Genomic DNA, 15744 nt, shown 5'->3' on the forward strand with positions numbered 1-15744 from the left:
CTTTTTTATGGGCGGCGATTGCCGATCAGAACAGATCGATCGGCGCTGCCTCGTCGGCCGGCAGCGGGCTGCCGGGCAGGCCCAGGCTGGGGTCGAGCTCGCTCATCGGCGGCGGCGAGTCCTCGCTCTTGAACAGCTCGAAGTAGGCATCGGGGGCGCCGGGCGAGGCGGCGCGGCCGGTAGTGGGGTCGATGCGCAGAGTGAGCAGGCCGGCCGGCTCGGCAGGCGGGTGCTCGGGCTTGTCCTTCAGGGCGGCGCTCATGTAGTTCATCCAGATCGGCAGGGCCACGGTGCCACCGTATTCGTGGCGGCCGAGGCTTTCCGGCTGGTCGAAACCGGTCCACACAGTGGTCACGTAATCGGCGTTGTAGCCGGAGAACCAGCTGTCCTTGGATTCGTTGGTGGTGCCGGTCTTGCCGGCCAGGTCGGCGCGACCCATGGCCAGGGCGCGCCGGCCAGTACCGCGCTTGATCACGTCCTGCAGCATGCTGGTGAGGATGTAGGTGGTGCGCTCGTCGACTATGTGCTCGGCGATGATAGGTTCAATGGTGCTGGCGTTCGGTGCCTCGGCCTGCAGGGCGTCGTTCTGCTGGTTGACGCTGGTGGCACTGGCCTCGGTGCGTGGCGGGTTGGCGATGAACAGCGGTTTACCGGTGCGATCGTAGATGCGCTCGACCAGGTACGGCTGCACCTTGTAGCCGCCATTGGCGAAGGTGGCCCAGCCGCCGGCGATCTCCAGTGGGGTGAGCCCTGCGGTGCCGAGAGCCAGCGACAGGTTGCGCGGCAGCTCGTCACGCTTGAAGCCGAAGCGGCTGACGTAGTCGAGGGCATAGTCGATGCCGATGCTCTGCAGGACGCGAATCGACACCAGGTTGCGCGACTTGTACAGGGCTTCGCGCAGGCGGATCGGGCCGAGGAAGGTGTTGTTGTCGTTCTTCGGGCGCCAGGCTTCTTCCATGCCGGCTTCCTGGAACACGATGGGGGCATCGTTGACCAGGCTGGCGGCGGTGTAGCCGCGGTCGAGGGCGGCACTATAGATGAAGGGCTTGAAGCTGGAACCGGGCTGGCGCTTGGCCTGGGCGGCGCGGTTGTAGTTGCTCTGCTCGAAGGAGAAGCCGCCGACCAGGGCGCGGATGGCGCCGGTCTGCGGATCCAGCGAGACCAGGGCGCTCTGCGCTGCCGGGAACTGGCGGAACAGCGCCGCGCCGCTCTCGGCGTCGGCCTCGATGCGTACCAAGTCGCCGATCTGCACTACGTCGGCCGGCTGCTGCGGGCGGGGGCCGAGGCTGTTGGTGTTGAGGAAGGGGCGCGCCCATTTCATGCTGTCCCAGGCGACCGGTTTTTCCTGGCCGTCGCGGGTCAGTACCAGGATGCCGCTCTTCTCGACCTGGCTGACGATGACCGGCTCCAGCCCGCCGAGGGTCTTGTGCTTGGCCAGCTCCTGCAGCCAGGCTTCGCGCGTCAGGCCGGGCAGGCGGGTTTCCGGGCCACGGTAGCCGTGGCGCTGGTCGTATTCGATCAGGCCCTGGTGCAGGGCCAGGTTGGCGGCGCTCTGCAGTTCGCTCGGTACTGTAGTGGTAACCCGGAAACCTTCGGTGTAGGCCTCGCTGCCGTAGCGGCCAACCAGGTCGGCGCGAGCCATTTCGGCGATATAAGGGGCGTTGAGCTCCGGCGGCTGCACATGGTGCTGGGCATCGATCGGCTCGGCCATGGCTGCGGCATAGCGAGCCTGATCGATGGCGCCGAGCTTGAGCATGCGACCGAGGATCCAGTCGCGCCGCTCTTTGCTGCGCTCCGGGTTGACCAGCGGGTTGAAGCGCGAAGGCGCCTTGGGCAGGCCGGCGATCATGGCCATCTGGCCGAGGGTGACGTCGCGAATCGACTTGCCGTAGTACACCTGGGCAGCGGCCTCGATACCGTAGGCGCGGTTGCCGAGATAGATCTTGTTGACGTAGAGCTCGAGGATCTCATTCTTGCTCAGCTCGCGCTCGATCTGCAGGGCCAGGAGGATCTCGCTGATCTTGCGCGAGAAACTGCGCTCGTTGGTGAGGAAGAAGTTCTTCGCCACCTGCATGGTGATGGTGCTGCCGCCGGTTTGAATATGGCCGCTCGACAATAACTGCGTGGCAGCGCGCATTAGGCTGGTGAAGTCGACGCCATAATGGTTGGCGAAGTTATCGTCTTCGGCGGCCAACAGGGCGCGGATGAAGTCTTTGGGGATGTCGTCGAAACGAATGGGGGAGCGACGCATCTCGCCGAATTCGGCGATCAGTTTCTCGTCGGCGCTATAGACCCGCAGCGGGATCTGCAGCTGGATGCTGCGCAGCGACTCGACGGAGGGCAGGCCAGGACTAAGATAGAGAAACGCGCCGCTGAAACTGAGCAACAGACCACAAAAAACGGCGACACAAGACCACCAGAAAAACTTCAGCAGGCGCATCAGGACTCTTGGATTTCCAGATAAAAGAATGGGTTAAGTGTTGCGCGGTGCAAAAAGAGAAAAACTGTTCACATTATAAGCGGTTTTTTTGCCGGGTCGCCATTTGCGCTTCTGTCAAGACTGTTATTTAATGTGGAAAAACACAAATAGTCCGTAAGTCGCGGATGCCAATAGGAAATCGGTCGTGCTAGGGCTCTTCAATAAGAAAGCGAATACGCTTCTGGGGATCGACATCAGTTCGACCTCGGTCAAGCTCCTCGAATTGAGTCGCTCGGGAAGCCGCTACAAGGTAGAGGCCTACGCTGTCGAGCCGCTCCCACCTAACGCTGTTGTCGAGAAGAACATTGCTGAGCTGGAGGGGGTCGGTCAGGCGCTTTCCCGTGTGCTGGCCAAGGCCAAGACTGGAGTGCGGTCGGTAGCCGTGGCGGTGGCCGGGTCGGCGGTGATCACCAAGACCATCGAGATGGAGGCGGGGCTCAACGATGACGAGCTGGAGACCCAGCTGAAGATCGAGGCCGACCAGTACATTCCCTATCCGCTTGAAGAAGTGGCCATCGACTTCGAGGTGCAGGGGCCTTCGGCGCGCAACCCGGAACGGGTTGAGGTGCTGCTGGCAGCCTGCCGCAAGGAGAACGTCGAGGTGCGCGAGGCTGCCCTGGCTTTGTCCGGGCTCTCCGCCAAGGTTGTTGATGTCGAGGCCTATGCACTGGAGCGTGCCTACGACCTGCTGCAAAGCCAACTGGGCAGCGGTCATGACGAGCTGACGGTGGCGGTGGTCGATATCGGCGCCACCATGACCACCCTGAGCGTGCTGCACAACGGTCGCACCATCTATACCCGCGAACAGCTCTTCGGTGGCCGTCAGTTGACCGAGGAGATCCAGCGTCGCTACGGGCTGTCGGTCGAAGAAGCGGGCCTGGCTAAGAAGCAGGGCGGCTTGCCGGATGACTACGAAAGCGAAGTGCTACAGCCGTTCAAAGAAGCGGTGGTGCAGCAGGTATCCCGTTCGCTGCAGTTCTTCTTCGCTGCTGGTCAGTACAACGATGTCGACTACATCCTGCTGGCTGGCGGAACCGCTTCGATTCCCGATCTGGATCGCCTGATTCAGCAGAAGATCGGCACTCCCACTCTGGTCGCCAATCCCTTCGCCGACATGGCGCTGGGTAGCAAGGTGAATGCGGGTGCGCTAGCCAGTGATGCGCCGTCCTTGATGATTGCGTGCGGCCTGGCGATGAGGAGTTTCGACTGATGGCACGGATAAACCTTCTACCTTGGCGCGAGCAGCTGCGCGAGGAGCGCAAGCAGCGCTTCCTGGTGGCTCTCGGCGCGACCCTGCTGATTGCCGGCGGGCTTGTCTTCCTCGGAGGCCAGTACTTGGACGGGGCCATTGCGCAGCAGACCGCGCGCAATGATTTCGTGCGCAAGGAAATTGCAGTCCTGGATGCGCGGATCAAGGAAATCAGCGAGCTCAAACAGAAGCGTCAGCAACTGCTGGAACGGATGAAGATCATTCAGGATCTGCAGGGTAACCGTCCGATCATCGGGCGTATTTTCGACCAGTTGGTGCGTACGCTGCCGGATGGCGTGTACTTCACCGAGCTCAAACGCACGGACAAGACCATCGCAATCATTGGTGCGGCCGAGTCGAACAATCGTGTTTCCAGCTTGATGCGCAATTTGGATTCCTCCGATTGGCTGGCATCTCCGACCTTGACCCAGGTTAAGGCTGTGACTGCGGGTGCCGTCGATCAAGCGAACGTCTTTCAGTTGACCGTGCAGCAAACTCAGCCAGGTGAGGAAGCAGAGGTTGCGGCAAGTGGTAAGGCTGCCAATGACAAAAAGAACCCAGGCAAAAGCGGCGGTAAAAAGCCATGAGTCTTGCTGAATCCATCGAGGCGTTGAAAAAGGTCGATCTTTCCGACCTGGATGTTAATAACCTGGGTTCCTGGCCTTCTGCGGTCAAGGCAATCGCCTGTGTACTGTTGCTGGCTGTTGCTCTGGGGCTTGGTTACAACTTCTATCTGAAAGATCTGCAGGGGCGCCTTGAGCAAAGACGTGGCGAAGAGAAGACTCTTAGGGAGCAGTTTGCCCAAAAAGCTTTTCAGGCTGCGAATCTGGAAGCCTATAAAGTCCAGATGAAAGAGATGGAGGAGTCGTTCGGTACATTGCTGCGCCAATTGCCGAGCGATACCGAAGTTCCAGGGTTGCTTGAAGACATCACCCGTACCGGGCTGGGCAGTGGTCTGGAGTTTGAAGAGATCAAGCTGCAGCCAGAGGTGATACAGCAGTTCTACATCGAACTACCCATCCAGATTTCCGTGGTCGGTGGATATCACGACCTGGCCACGTTCGTCAGTGGCGTGGCCAGTCTGCCGCGCATCGTGACGCTGCATAATTTTGAAATTAAGCCGGCTGAAGAGGGCAGTGTTTCAAAGTTGCGCATGAGTGTTCTGGCTAAGACTTACCGCTACAACGATGCGGGGCTGAAAGCTGATGTTGCGCCACAGAAAAAAGGGCCACAGAAGCCAAACAAGGGGGCTAAAAAGTGAAAAGTAGATATTTCCTTTTCAGCCTTGTTGCATGTTCGGTTTTGTCGGGCTGCATGGGGGGAGAAGACTTCTCTGATTTGCAGGCCTATATGGATGAGGTTCGCGCACGTCCCAAGGGCTCGATTGAGCCGCTGCCGAAGTTCCAGCCATATGAAGCTTTTACATATAGTGCTGCGGCTCTGCGCAGTCCTTTCCAGCCGCCGGTGAAGATTGATATAGCCAGGCAGCAGAAGGGCTCGAAAGACATCAAGCCGGATGAAACACGTGTTCGCCAGTTCCTTGAGGGTTTCAATATCGAGACTTTCGAGATGGTTGGAACCCTGGCCAATGATGGATCGGTGTTTGGCTTGGTGCGCGGGGCTGGCGGAGTGCATCGAGTGAAGATCGGTGACTACTTGGGGCGCAATTATGGCCGCATCGTAGCCATCGATGAGGCAAAGATTGAGGTTGTCGAAATCGTTCCTGATGGTGAGGGGGGGTGGCTTGAGCGTCCTCGTAGCATCACCCTCAAAGAACGCTCTTAATGGCGGGGTTCGATATGAAAAACAATTACAGGTCTGCTAAACGGAACAAGCTAATGAATAGCTCTCTTTCTCGCCTGGGCGTTGCTCTTCTTGCGGCTTTGTTTGCCCCTTCTCTTCTTGCTGCTAATTTACAAACGCTTGATGTAGCGGCGTTGCCTGGGGATAAGGTTGAACTGAAGCTGGGTTTTGATGAGCCCGTGCTCTCTCCGCGCGGTTATACCATTGAGCAGCCGGCGCGTATTGCGCTGGATTTGCCGGGTGTGACCAATAAGCTGGGCTCCAAGAATCGCGAACTGGGTGTAGGTAATGCGCGTAGCGTAACTGTCGTCGAGGCAAAGGATCGTACTCGCCTGATCGTCAATCTCGCGACGCTGGTTCCGTACAGCACTCGTGCGGAAGGCAATAACCTGTTTGTAGTCGTTGGTGATGCATCTGGGGCTCGAGCTGACTCCCAAGTGGCTGTGAGTGCTCAGCCCAAGCCTGCAGGTGCTCCTCTTTCGGTCGGGCGCGCCATTGGTGGTATCGATTTCCAGCGTGGCGAGCAGGGGGAGGGCAATGTGGTCATCGAGCTCTCCGATCCGTCGGTGAGTCCGGATATCCAGGAGCAAGGCAACAAGATTCGTGTTGATTTTGCCAAGACACAGCTGCCGGAAAACCTGCGCGTAAAACTCGACGTGAAGGACTTCGCTACTCCTGTGCAGTTCGTTACGTCTTCGAGTCAGGCTGATAAGGCCAGCGTCCTAATCGAGCCAACGGGCTTTTACGATTATCTTGCCTTCCAGACTGATAACAAGCTGACGATCAGTGTCAAGCCGCTCAGTCAGGATGATGTCGAGAAGCGCAAGAGTGAGCGTTTTGCATATACCGGTGAGAAGCTTTCTCTCAACTTCCAGGATATCGATGTCCGCTCGGTGCTGCAGCTGATTGCTGACTTCACCGATCTCAACTTGGTGGCCAGCGATACGGTGCAAGGTAACATCACCTTGCGTCTGCAGAATGTGCCGTGGGATCAGGCGCTGGATCTGGTGCTGAAGACCCGCGGCCTCGACAAGCGCAAAGTCGGTAACGTGCTGCTCATTGCTCCGGCCGATGAAATTGCGGCGCGTGAGCGCCAGGAGCTTGAGGCCAAGAACCAGATTGCCGAGCTTGCTCCGCTGCGTCGTGAGCTGATCCAGGTCAACTATGCCAAGGCTTCGGATATTGCTGCGCTCTTCCAGTCCGTTGCCGGTATTGAGGGGGATGCGGCCAAGGCTGAGCGTGGTTCGGTAACTGTTGATGATCGCACCAATAGCATCATTGCCTACCAAACTCAGGAGCGCCTGGATGAGCTGCGGCGCATCGTCACTCAGCTCGATATTCCGGTTCGTCAGGTAATGATCGAGGCGCGCATCGTGGAGGCCTCTGTTGGTTACGACAAGAGCTTGGGCGTGCGCTGGGGTGGGGCTTCTGTTGGAGACAAGTGGACTGTCTATGGCAAGGATGGCGCACAGGCTTTCGATGACGACGGCAACTTCGTTCTGCCGGGCACTGATACCGTTGGCGACTACACCTTCGACGATGCGACAACCAATGTTCCATTTGTCGATCTTGGTGCCAGCAATAGTACTTCAGGTATCGGTATCGGCTTCCTGACCGACAATGTCATTCTCGATTTGCAGCTCACGGCGATGGAGAAGACCGGTAACGGTGAGGTGATTTCGCAGCCGAAAGTCGTGACCTCGGACAAGGAAACCGCCAAGATCCTCAAGGGTACGGAAGTGCCTTATCAGGAGTCGAGCTCCAGTGGTGCTACCTCGGTTTCCTTCAAGGAGGCGGCGCTGTCCCTTGAGGTGACTCCGCAGATTACTCCGGATAACCGCATCATCATGGAGGTTAAGGTCAACAAGGACGAGCCTGACTACGCTAATGCTTTGAACGATGTACCGCCGATTACCAAGAATGAGGTAAACGCCAAGGTATTGGTAAACGATGGCGAGACCATTGTGATCGGTGGAGTGTTCTCCAATACCCAAAGCAAGGCAGTCGAGAAGGTGCCATTCCTTGGCGACCTTCCCTTCCTGGGGCGCCTCTTCCGTAAAGATACGGTTACGGATACCAAGAATGAGCTGCTGGTATTTGTTACCCCGCGGATCATGAACAACCAGGCCATTGCGGTGAGTCATTGATCTTGTGAGGAACCTGATTCTGGTTGGCCCGATGGGCGCTGGTAAAAGCACCATCGGGCGTTTGCTGGCGAAAGAGCTGAAGCTGCAGTTCAAGGATTCGGACAAGGAAATCGAGCAGCGTACCGGTGCCGATATTCCCTGGATCTTCGATGTGGAGGGCGAGCAGGGTTTCCGTGAGCGTGAGCAATCGATGATTGCGGAGCTCTGCATGCTCGATGGCGTGGTCATTGCCACCGGTGGTGGCGTGGTGCTGCGTGTCGAGAATCGTCAGGCGCTACGTGCGGGGGGGCGAGTGGTCTACCTGCATGCCTCCGTCGAGCAGCAGCTTGAGCGCACCTCGCGGGATCGCAATCGCCCGCTGTTGCGCAATGCCGAGCCGGAAAAGGTTCTCAGCAATCTGATGCAGATTCGCGATCCGCTATATCGCGAAATTGCCGATGTGATAGTCGAAACCGATGAGCGGCCACCGCGTATGGTGGTGCAAGAGATCATCGAGCGCATCAGCGAGCTTCCTGCCCGTTAAAGCGCGAGCCTAACTGCGCTATCCTAGTGCCCTTTTTATCTCGGGGGCGTCATGCAGACTCTCACAGTCGATCTGGGCGAGCGTAGTTATCCCATCTATATCGGAGTCGGGCTGCTGGCCCGCTCCGACCTGTTTAAGCAGCATCTGGCCGGGCGCCAGGTGGCGATTGTCACCAACGACAAGGTTGCTCCGCTCTATCTCGAGCAGTTGCTGAAGACGCTTGAGGGCTGCGAAGTCACTTCGGTGGTTCTTCCGGATGGTGAGTCCCATAAGAACTGGGAAACCCTGCAGTTGATCTTCGATGGCATGTTGGTGGCGCGGCATGATCGCGGTACCACGGTCATCGCCCTGGGTGGTGGCGTGGTTGGCGATATGGCGGGCTTTGCTGCGGCCTGTTACCAACGTGGTGTGGCTTTCATTCAGGTGCCGACGACCCTGCTGTCGCAGGTCGACTCCTCGGTGGGTGGCAAGACCGGGATCAACCACCCGCTGGGCAAGAACATGATCGGTGCCTTCTACCAGCCGCAGGCGGTGATGATCGATACGGCGGTGCTGCAGACCTTGCCTGCTCGCGAGTTGTCTGCAGGGCTGGCCGAAGTGATCAAGTACGGACTGATCTGCGATGCCCCTTTCCTCGATTGGCTCGAGGCCAATGTCGTGGCTATGCGCGAGCTGGACATGACGGTGCTGGCGCAGGCCATCGAGCGTTCCTGTGCGGCCAAGGCGAGGGTGGTTGGGGTTGACGAGCGGGAGTCCGGACTGCGGGCGATTCTCAACCTGGGCCATACCTTCGGTCATGCCATCGAAACTCACATGGGCTACGGCGTTTGGCTGCATGGCGAGGCGGTGGCGGCGGGGACGGCCATGGCGCTGGAAATGTCGGTGCGCCTGGGCTGGATTAGCGAAGCCGAGCGTGATCGCGGTTTGCGTCTACTGCTCAAGGCCGGCCTGCCGGTGATCCCGCCCGAGGAAATGACTCCGGGGGATTTTCTCGAGCACATGGCGGTCGATAAGAAGGTACTTGGTGGGCGTCTGCGCCTGGTCCTGCTCAAGCAGGTCGGTGAGGCGGTGATAACGGATAAGTTTCCGCACGAGATCCTCGAAGCCACCTTGCGCGCCGATTACCGCGCGCTTGTGGCACAGCTTGGAGAATAAGAGAGTTCCATGACCAGTCTGCATGCTGACGAGGCTTTCCTCGGCCATTACCAGTTCAGTCACGATCCCTTCGCCGCTCGGGTGCCCGGGTTCCGCTTCTTCCCTGCCCAGCGCAAGCCGGTGCTGGGGCAGCTGCATCACCTGGCTCGCTATAGCCAGTTGCTGTTGGTGGTCAGCGGCCCCAAGGGCAGCGGCAAGACGCTGTTGCGCCAGGCGCTGGTGGCGAGCACCAACAAGCAGGCCGTGCAGTGCGTGGTGGTCTCGGCGCGTGGAGCCAGCGACGTGGGTGGTGTGTTGCGCCAGGTCGCCCAGGGGCTGGGCGTGCAGAGCATGGATCTGCGCAGCATCCTGGCTCAGGTGGCCCAACTGGCGCTGACCGGTCAGGAGGTCTACCTGCTGGTGGACGACGCCGAGCAGCTGGCCGATGCCGCCCTGGACAGTCTGTTCAATCTGGCAGCGGGTACTGCCGAGGCGCGTCCGCATGTCTTCCTATTCGGCGAGTTGGCGCTGGTGCCGCGTCTGGAGTTGCTGGCCGATGGCGAGGAGCGTTTCCATGCCATCGACCTGCTGCCCTACAGCGAGGACGAAACCCGCGAATATCTGGCACAGCGTCTGGATGGCGCGGGGCAGGGCATCGATCTGCTGACGGACGATCAGGTGAGCGATATCCACCTGAGTTCTGGTGGCTGGCCGGGGGCGATCAATCAGGCGGCGCGCGATGTGCTGATCGAGAGCATGCTGGCGCAGCGCAATGCAGCTGGCTCCGCCGGCGGTGGCCTGGCTCTGCCGAAGAAGCACCTGCTGGCCCTGGCTGTGGTGGGCCTGGCGTTGGGTGCTGCCTGGTTCATGCAGGGCAAGAGCGGTATCGATCTGCCGGCGCCGGGCAAGACTGCGGTGGACTTGCTGCCGCAGGCGGCGGCACCGGTCAGTGCCGAGCCGTCGTCTGAGGCGCCAGGCGAGGCGGCGGGTTCCGCTACCTCGATCGAGTTCGCCGGCAGCAATCAGCCGCTGCCATTGCCGCTGGTCGGTGAGGCTCAGCCGGTGATCCGCGAGCCGCTGGCCCAGGCCTCCGGTATGGATGAAGGGGACGAGGCGAGCGCTGGTACTGCTGCGCCGGCAGGAGCGCCTGTGGCGCTGCCATTGCCTGCGCCGACTTCTGCCGCTGTGGCGCCGGCTGTTAGTGCGCCGACTGTGGCGGTTGCGCCGCCGGTGGCTACTACTGTGGTGCCGCCGGTCAAGCCGGAGCCTGTGGCGGTGCCGACTCCGGTTCCGGCCCCTGCGCCCGCTCCGGTGGCGGCCAAGCCGGTGGTCAAGCCGGTTGCCGCGCCGGCGCCGAAGCCTGCAGTGGCGGTCAGGCCTGTGGCCAGTGCTGCGCCCGCGGCTGCTACGGGTGACTGGTATGGCAGCCAGCCGGCCAGCAGCTATGCCCTGCAGATTCTGGGCACGCGCTCGGAAGGCAGTGCCAAGGCGTTCGTCGCCAAGAACGGCGGCCAGTACCGCTACTTCAAAAAGCTGCACCAGGGCCAGGCACTGTACGTGGTCACTTACGGTCAGTTCGCCAGCCGCGCGGCCGCCCAGGCGGCGATCAAGTCGCTGCCGGCGGCGGTGCAGGCCGGCAAGCCCTGGCCGCGCAGCTTTGCCAGCATCCAGCAGGAGGCAGTGCGGGCGCGTTAATGGCCTGCGAATTGCCTGTCTTTTGGTGACTGGCGGGTCTAACACGAACCGTCGGTCACCGCCTTTCGCTTAGGCGACAAAACAGTTCATCTGGCCGTCACTAATGGTTTGTGACGGTTCGGATGGCTATGTACAATAGCCCCCCTTTGCCTGCGCCAAGCTGGGGCACAGCCCTGCGCGGTCGGCAGCTAGGTCGATGAATTAGAAAGCAATTTGCCTTAATAAAGGCAGCCTGGTGAGAGTGTCTATGAAAGCAGGTCTGTACCATCCTGATGAGTTCAAGGATAACTGCGGCTTCGGCTTGATCGCCCACATGCAGGGCGAGGCAAGCCATCACTTGCTGCAAACCGCCATTGAAGCCCTGACCTGTATGACCCACCGCGGCGGTATCAACGCCGACGGCAAGACCGGTGACGGTTGTGGTCTGCTGATTCAGAAGCCGGATCTGTTCCTGCGCGCCATCGCCCAGGAGCATTTCGGCCGCGAACTGCCGCAGCAATATGCGGTGGGCATGGTCTTCTTCAACCAGGACCCGGCCAAGGCCGAGGCCGCTCGCGAGAACATGAACCGCGAGATCGCCGCCGCCGGCCTGACCCTGGTCGGCTGGCGCAAGGTGCCGGTGGATACCAGCGTGCTCGGCCGCCTGGCCCTGGAGCGCCTGCCGCAGATCGAGCAGGTGTTCATCGGCGGTGAAGGCCTGGACGACCAGCAGTTCGCCATCAAGCTGTTCAGCGCCCGCCGGCGCTCGTCGGTGGCCAACGCCGCCGACACCGACCATTACATCTGCAGCTTTTCGCACAAGACCATCATCTACAAAGGCCTGATGATGCCGGCGGATCTGCAGCAGTTCTATCCGGATCTCGGTGACGAGCGCCTGCAGACTGCCATCTGCGTATTCCACCAGCGCTTCTCCACCAACACCCTGCCAAAATGGCCGCTGGCGCAGCCGTTCCGCTTCCTCGCCCACAACGGCGAGATCAACACCATCACCGGCAACCGCAACTGGGCGCTGGCGCGCCGGCTGAAGTTCGCCAATGACCTGATCCCCGATCTGGAAGAGCTGGGCCCGCTGGTCAACCGCGTCGGCTCCGACTCCTCGAGCATGGACAACATGCTTGAGCTGATGGTTACCGGTGGCATCGACCTGTTCCGCGGCGTGCGCATGATCATTCCGCCGGCCTGGCAGAACGTCGAGACCATGGACTCTGACCTGCGCGCGTTCTACGAATACAACTCCATGCACATGGAACCGTGGGACGGCCCTGCCGGCGTGGTGCTGACCGACGGCCGCCATGCTGTCTGCCTGCTCGACCGCAACGGCTTGCGCCCGGCGCGCTGGGTCACCACCAAGAACGGCTACATCACCCTGGCGTCGGAAATCGGCGTGTGGGGCTACCAGCCGGAAGACGTGATCGCCAAGGGCCGGGTCGGCCCGGGGCAGATCCTCGCAGTGGACACCGAGACCGGCCAGGTGCTGGAAACCGATGCCATCGACAACCGCCTGAAGTCGCGCCACCCCTACAAGCAGTGGCTGCGTCAGGGCGCCGTGCGTATCCAGGCCAGCCTGGAAGACCGCGACCATGGCTCGCCGTTCTACGACAGCGACCAGCTCAAGCAATACATGAAGATGTTCCAGGTCACCTTCGAGGAGCGTGACCAGGTGCTGCGTCCGCTCGGCGAGCAAGGCCAGGAAGCCGTCGGCTCGATGGGCGACGACACGCCGATGGCCGTGCTGTCGCAGCGCGTGCGCTCGACCTTCGACTACTTCCGCCAGCAGTTCGCCCAGGTCACCAACCCGCCGATCGACCCGCTGCGCGAGTCCATCGTGATGTCCCTGGAAATCTGCCTGGGCGCCGAGCGCAATATCTTCGACGAGTCGCCGGCCCACGCCAGCCGCGTGATGCTGAGCAGCCCGGTGATCTCGCCAGCCAAGTGGCGCGCGCTGATGAACCTCAGCACTCCGGGCTTCGAGCGCCATGTCATCGACATGAACTACGACGAGTCCGTCGGTCTCGAGGCGGCCGTGCGCAACATGGCCGACCAGGCCGAGGAAGCCGTGCGTGCCGGCAAGGTGCTGCTGGTTCTGACCGACCGCCACATCGCCCCGGGTAAGCTGCCGGCGCATGCCTCGCTGGTGACCGGTGCAGTGCACCACCGCCTGACCGAGAAAGGCCTGCGTTGCGACTGCAACATCCTGGTCGAGACCGCCACCGCCCGTGACCCGCACCACTTCGCCGTGCTGGTTGGTTTCGGTGCCTCCGCGGTGTACCCGTTCCTCGCCTATGAAGTGCTGGGCGACCTGATCCGCACCGGCGAAGTGCTGGGCGATCTGTACGAGGTGTTCAAGTACTACCGCAAGGGCATCTCCAAGGGCCTGCTGAAGATCCTGTCGAAGATGGGTATCTCCACCATCGCCTCCTACCGCGGCGCCCAGCTGTTCGAAGCGGTCGGCCTGTCCGACGAGGTGGTCGAGCTGAGCTTCCGTGGTGTGGCCAGCCGCATCAAGGGCGCGCGTTTCGTCGACATCGAGGCCGAGCAGAAGCTGCTGGCCAACGAGGCCTGGAACAACCGCAAGGCGATCCAGCAGGGTGGCCTGCTCAAGTTCGTCTACGGTGGCGAGTACCACGCCTACAACCCGGACGTGGTCAACACCCTGCAGGCCGCCGTGCAGCAGGGCAGCTACGAGAAGTACAAGGAATACGCCGCCCTGGTCGACCAGCGCCCGGTGTCGATGCTGCGTGACCTGCTGCAGGTCAAGCTGGCCGACCAGCCGCTGCCGCTGGATCAGGTCGAGTCGTTCGAGTCGATCCTCAAGCGCTTCGACTCCGCCGGTATTTCCCTCGGCGCCCTGTCGCCGGAAGCCCACGAGGCCATCGCCGAAGCGATGAACCGTCTCGGTGCGCGTTCCAACTCCGGTGAGGGCGGCGAAGATCCGGCCCGCTACGGCACCATCAAGAGCTCGAAGATCAAGCAGGTGGCCACCGGCCGCTTTGGCGTGACACCGGAATACCTGGTCAACGCCGAAGTGCTGCAGATCAAGGTGGCCCAGGGCGCCAAGCCCGGTGAGGGCGGCCAGCTGCCGGGCGGCAAGGTCAACGGCCTGATCGCCCGTCTGCGCTATGCGGTACCCGGCGTGACCCTGATCTCGCCGCCGCCGCACCACGACATCTACTCGATCGAAGACCTGTCGCAGCTAATTTTCGACCTCAAGCAGGTCAACCCGCAGGCACTGGTCTCGGTCAAGCTGGTGGCGGAAGCCGGCGTCGGCACCATTGCCGCCGGTGTGGCCAAGGCCTATGCCGACCTGATCACCATCTCCGGCTACGACGGCGGCACCGGCGCTTCGCCGCTGACCTCGATCAAGTACGCCGGCAGCCCGTGGGAACTCGGCCTGGCCGAAACCCACCAGACCCTGCGCGGCAACGACCTGCGCGGCAAGGTGCGGGTACAGACCGACGGCGGCCTGAAGACCGGCCTCGACGTGATCAAGGCCGCCATCCTCGGCGCCGAGAGCTTCGGCTTCGGTACCGGGCCGATGGTTGCCCTGGGCTGCAAGTACCTGCGCATCTGCCACCTGAACAACTGCGCCACCGGCGTAGCCACCCAGAACGACAAGCTGCGCAAGGATCACTTCATCGGCACCGTCGAGATGGTGATGAACTACTTCACCTACATCGCCGAAGACACCCGCGAGTGGCTGGCCAAGCTCGGCGTGCCGAGCCTGGGCGAGCTGATCGGGCGTACCGACCTGCTGGAAATGCTGGCCGGCGAGACCGAGAAGCAGCAGCACCTCGACCTGTCGCCGCTGCTCGGCAGCGCGCACGTGCCGGCCGACAAGCCGCAGTTCTGCGAAGTCGACCGCAACCCGCCGTTCGACCAGGGCCTGCTGGCCGAGAAGATGGTCGAGCTGGCCAAGGACGCCATCGCCGGTAAATCCGGTGGCGAGTACGCACTGGACATCTGCAACTGCGACCGCTCCATCGGTGCCCGTGTCTCCGGCGAAATCGCCAAGCAGCACGGCAACCAGGGCATGAAGGACGCGCCGATCACCTTCCGCTTCAAGGGCACTGCCGGGCAGAGCTTCGGCGTGTGGAACGCCGGCGGCCTGCACCTGTACCTGCAAGGCGATGCCAACGACTATGTCGGCAAGGGCATGACCGGCGGCAAGCTGGTCGTCGTGCCGCCGCAAGGCAGCCCGTTCAAGACCCAGGAGTCGGCCATCATCGGCAACACCTGCCTGTACGGCGCCACCGGCGGCAAGCTGTTCGCCGCCGGCACCGCCGGTGAGCGTTTCGCCGTGCGCAACTCCGGTGCCCACGCCGTGGTGGAAGGCACTGGCGACCACTGCTGCGAGTACATGACTGGCGGTTTCGTCTGCGTGCTGGGCAAGACCGGCTACAACTTCGGCTCGGGCATGACCGGCGGTTTCGCCTATGTGCTCGACCTGGACAACAGTTTCGTTGACCGCGTGAACCACGAACTGGTGGAGATCCAGCGCATCAGCAACGAAGCCATGGAAGCCTATCGCAACCACCTGCAGCGCGTGCTCACCGAGTATGTTGCGGAGACCGCCAGTGCCTGGGGCGGCCACCTGTTGGAAAACCTGGACGACTACCTGCGCAAGTTCTGGCTGGTCAAACCGAAAGCGGCAAGCCTGGGCTCCTTGCTCAGCAGCACCCGCGCCAACCCGCAATGATTGCGCCTGAAGTAGTTT

General features: G+C 61.5%; 10 protein-coding genes. 9 read left to right on the plus strand and 1 reads right to left on the minus strand.

The features are described from left to right. Positions 1 to 25: 25 nt before the first annotated feature. Positions 26 to 2443 carry a penicillin-binding protein 1A gene (locus A9179_RS02185; RefSeq protein WP_187808474.1) on the minus strand — a complete coding sequence of 806 codons (2418 nt, stop codon included), beginning with the start codon at positions 2441 to 2443 and terminating at the stop codon, positions 26 to 28. Positions 2444 to 2624: 181 nt separating this feature from the next. On the opposite strand from A9179_RS02185, the gene A9179_RS02190 reads away from it, so the two are divergent. The 9 genes from A9179_RS02190 to gltB all read left to right on the plus strand — a co-directional run bounded on the left by A9179_RS02190 (position 2625) and on the right by gltB (position 15726). After that, positions 2625 to 3689 (plus strand): pilus assembly protein PilM, encoded by a 1065-nt coding sequence (locus A9179_RS02190; protein ID WP_187804228.1) that lies wholly within the window; start codon positions 2625 to 2627, stop codon positions 3687 to 3689. Then, a complete protein-coding gene (locus tag A9179_RS02195) occupies positions 3689 to 4315 on the plus strand; it encodes a PilN domain-containing protein (protein WP_187804229.1) in 627 nt (208 codons plus the stop codon). Before A9179_RS02190 ends, A9179_RS02195 begins: the two co-directional genes overlap by 1 nt. Further along, positions 4312 to 4989, plus strand: coding sequence for a type 4a pilus biogenesis protein PilO (gene pilO, locus A9179_RS02200; protein WP_187804230.1), 678 nt, complete (start codon positions 4312 to 4314; stop codon positions 4987 to 4989). The genes A9179_RS02195 and pilO overlap by 4 nt, the downstream gene beginning before the upstream one ends. Before the next feature lie 53 nt (positions 4990 to 5042). Beyond that, complete coding sequence (locus tag A9179_RS02205) at positions 5043 to 5513, plus strand: pilus assembly protein PilP (protein WP_223123281.1); 471 nt, start codon at positions 5043 to 5045, stop codon at positions 5511 to 5513. Between the two features lie 53 nt (positions 5514 to 5566). Then, complete coding sequence (pilQ, locus tag A9179_RS02210; RefSeq protein WP_187804232.1) at positions 5567 to 7678, plus strand: type IV pilus secretin PilQ; 2112 nt, start codon at positions 5567 to 5569, stop codon at positions 7676 to 7678. Positions 7679 to 7682: 4 nt separating this feature from the next. Continuing rightward, positions 7683 to 8201, plus strand: a complete 519-nt coding sequence (aroK, locus tag A9179_RS02215; protein ID WP_187804233.1) for a shikimate kinase AroK — start codon at positions 7683 to 7685, stop codon at positions 8199 to 8201. 51 nt (positions 8202 to 8252) lie between these two features. Continuing rightward, on the plus strand, positions 8253 to 9356 hold the full coding sequence (gene aroB, locus A9179_RS02220) for a 3-dehydroquinate synthase (RefSeq protein WP_187804234.1): 1104 nt from the start codon (positions 8253 to 8255) through the stop codon (positions 9354 to 9356). Positions 9357 to 9365: 9 nt separating this feature from the next. Beyond that, positions 9366 to 11030, plus strand: coding sequence for an AAA family ATPase (locus tag A9179_RS02225; protein ID WP_187804235.1), 1665 nt, complete (start codon positions 9366 to 9368; stop codon positions 11028 to 11030). 247 nt (positions 11031 to 11277) lie between these two features. Then, positions 11278 to 15726, plus strand: coding sequence for a glutamate synthase large subunit (gltB, locus tag A9179_RS02230; protein WP_187804236.1), 4449 nt, complete (start codon positions 11278 to 11280; stop codon positions 15724 to 15726). Positions 15727 to 15744 lie beyond the last annotated feature (18 nt).

The sequence above is a fragment of the Pseudomonas alcaligenes genome (assembly GCF_014490745.1).
Taxonomy (GTDB): domain Bacteria; phylum Pseudomonadota; class Gammaproteobacteria; order Pseudomonadales; family Pseudomonadaceae; genus Aquipseudomonas; species Aquipseudomonas alcaligenes_C.

Coding starts and splice junctions, on each gene's coding strand:
- A9179_RS02195 (WP_187804229.1), top strand. CDS start 3,689: ATGGCACGGATAAACCTTCTACCTTGGCGCGAGCAGCTGCGCGAGGAG.
- pilO (WP_187804230.1), top strand. CDS start 4,312: ATGAGTCTTGCTGAATCCATCGAGGCGTTGAAAAAGGTCGATCTTTCC.
- A9179_RS02205 (WP_223123281.1), top strand. CDS start 5,043: ATGGGGGGAGAAGACTTCTCTGATTTGCAGGCCTATATGGATGAGGTT.
- pilQ (WP_187804232.1), top strand. CDS start 5,567: ATGAATAGCTCTCTTTCTCGCCTGGGCGTTGCTCTTCTTGCGGCTTTG.
- aroB (WP_187804234.1), top strand. CDS start 8,253: ATGCAGACTCTCACAGTCGATCTGGGCGAGCGTAGTTATCCCATCTAT.
- A9179_RS02225 (WP_187804235.1), top strand. CDS start 9,366: ATGACCAGTCTGCATGCTGACGAGGCTTTCCTCGGCCATTACCAGTTC.
- gltB (WP_187804236.1), top strand. CDS start 11,278: ATGAAAGCAGGTCTGTACCATCCTGATGAGTTCAAGGATAACTGCGGC.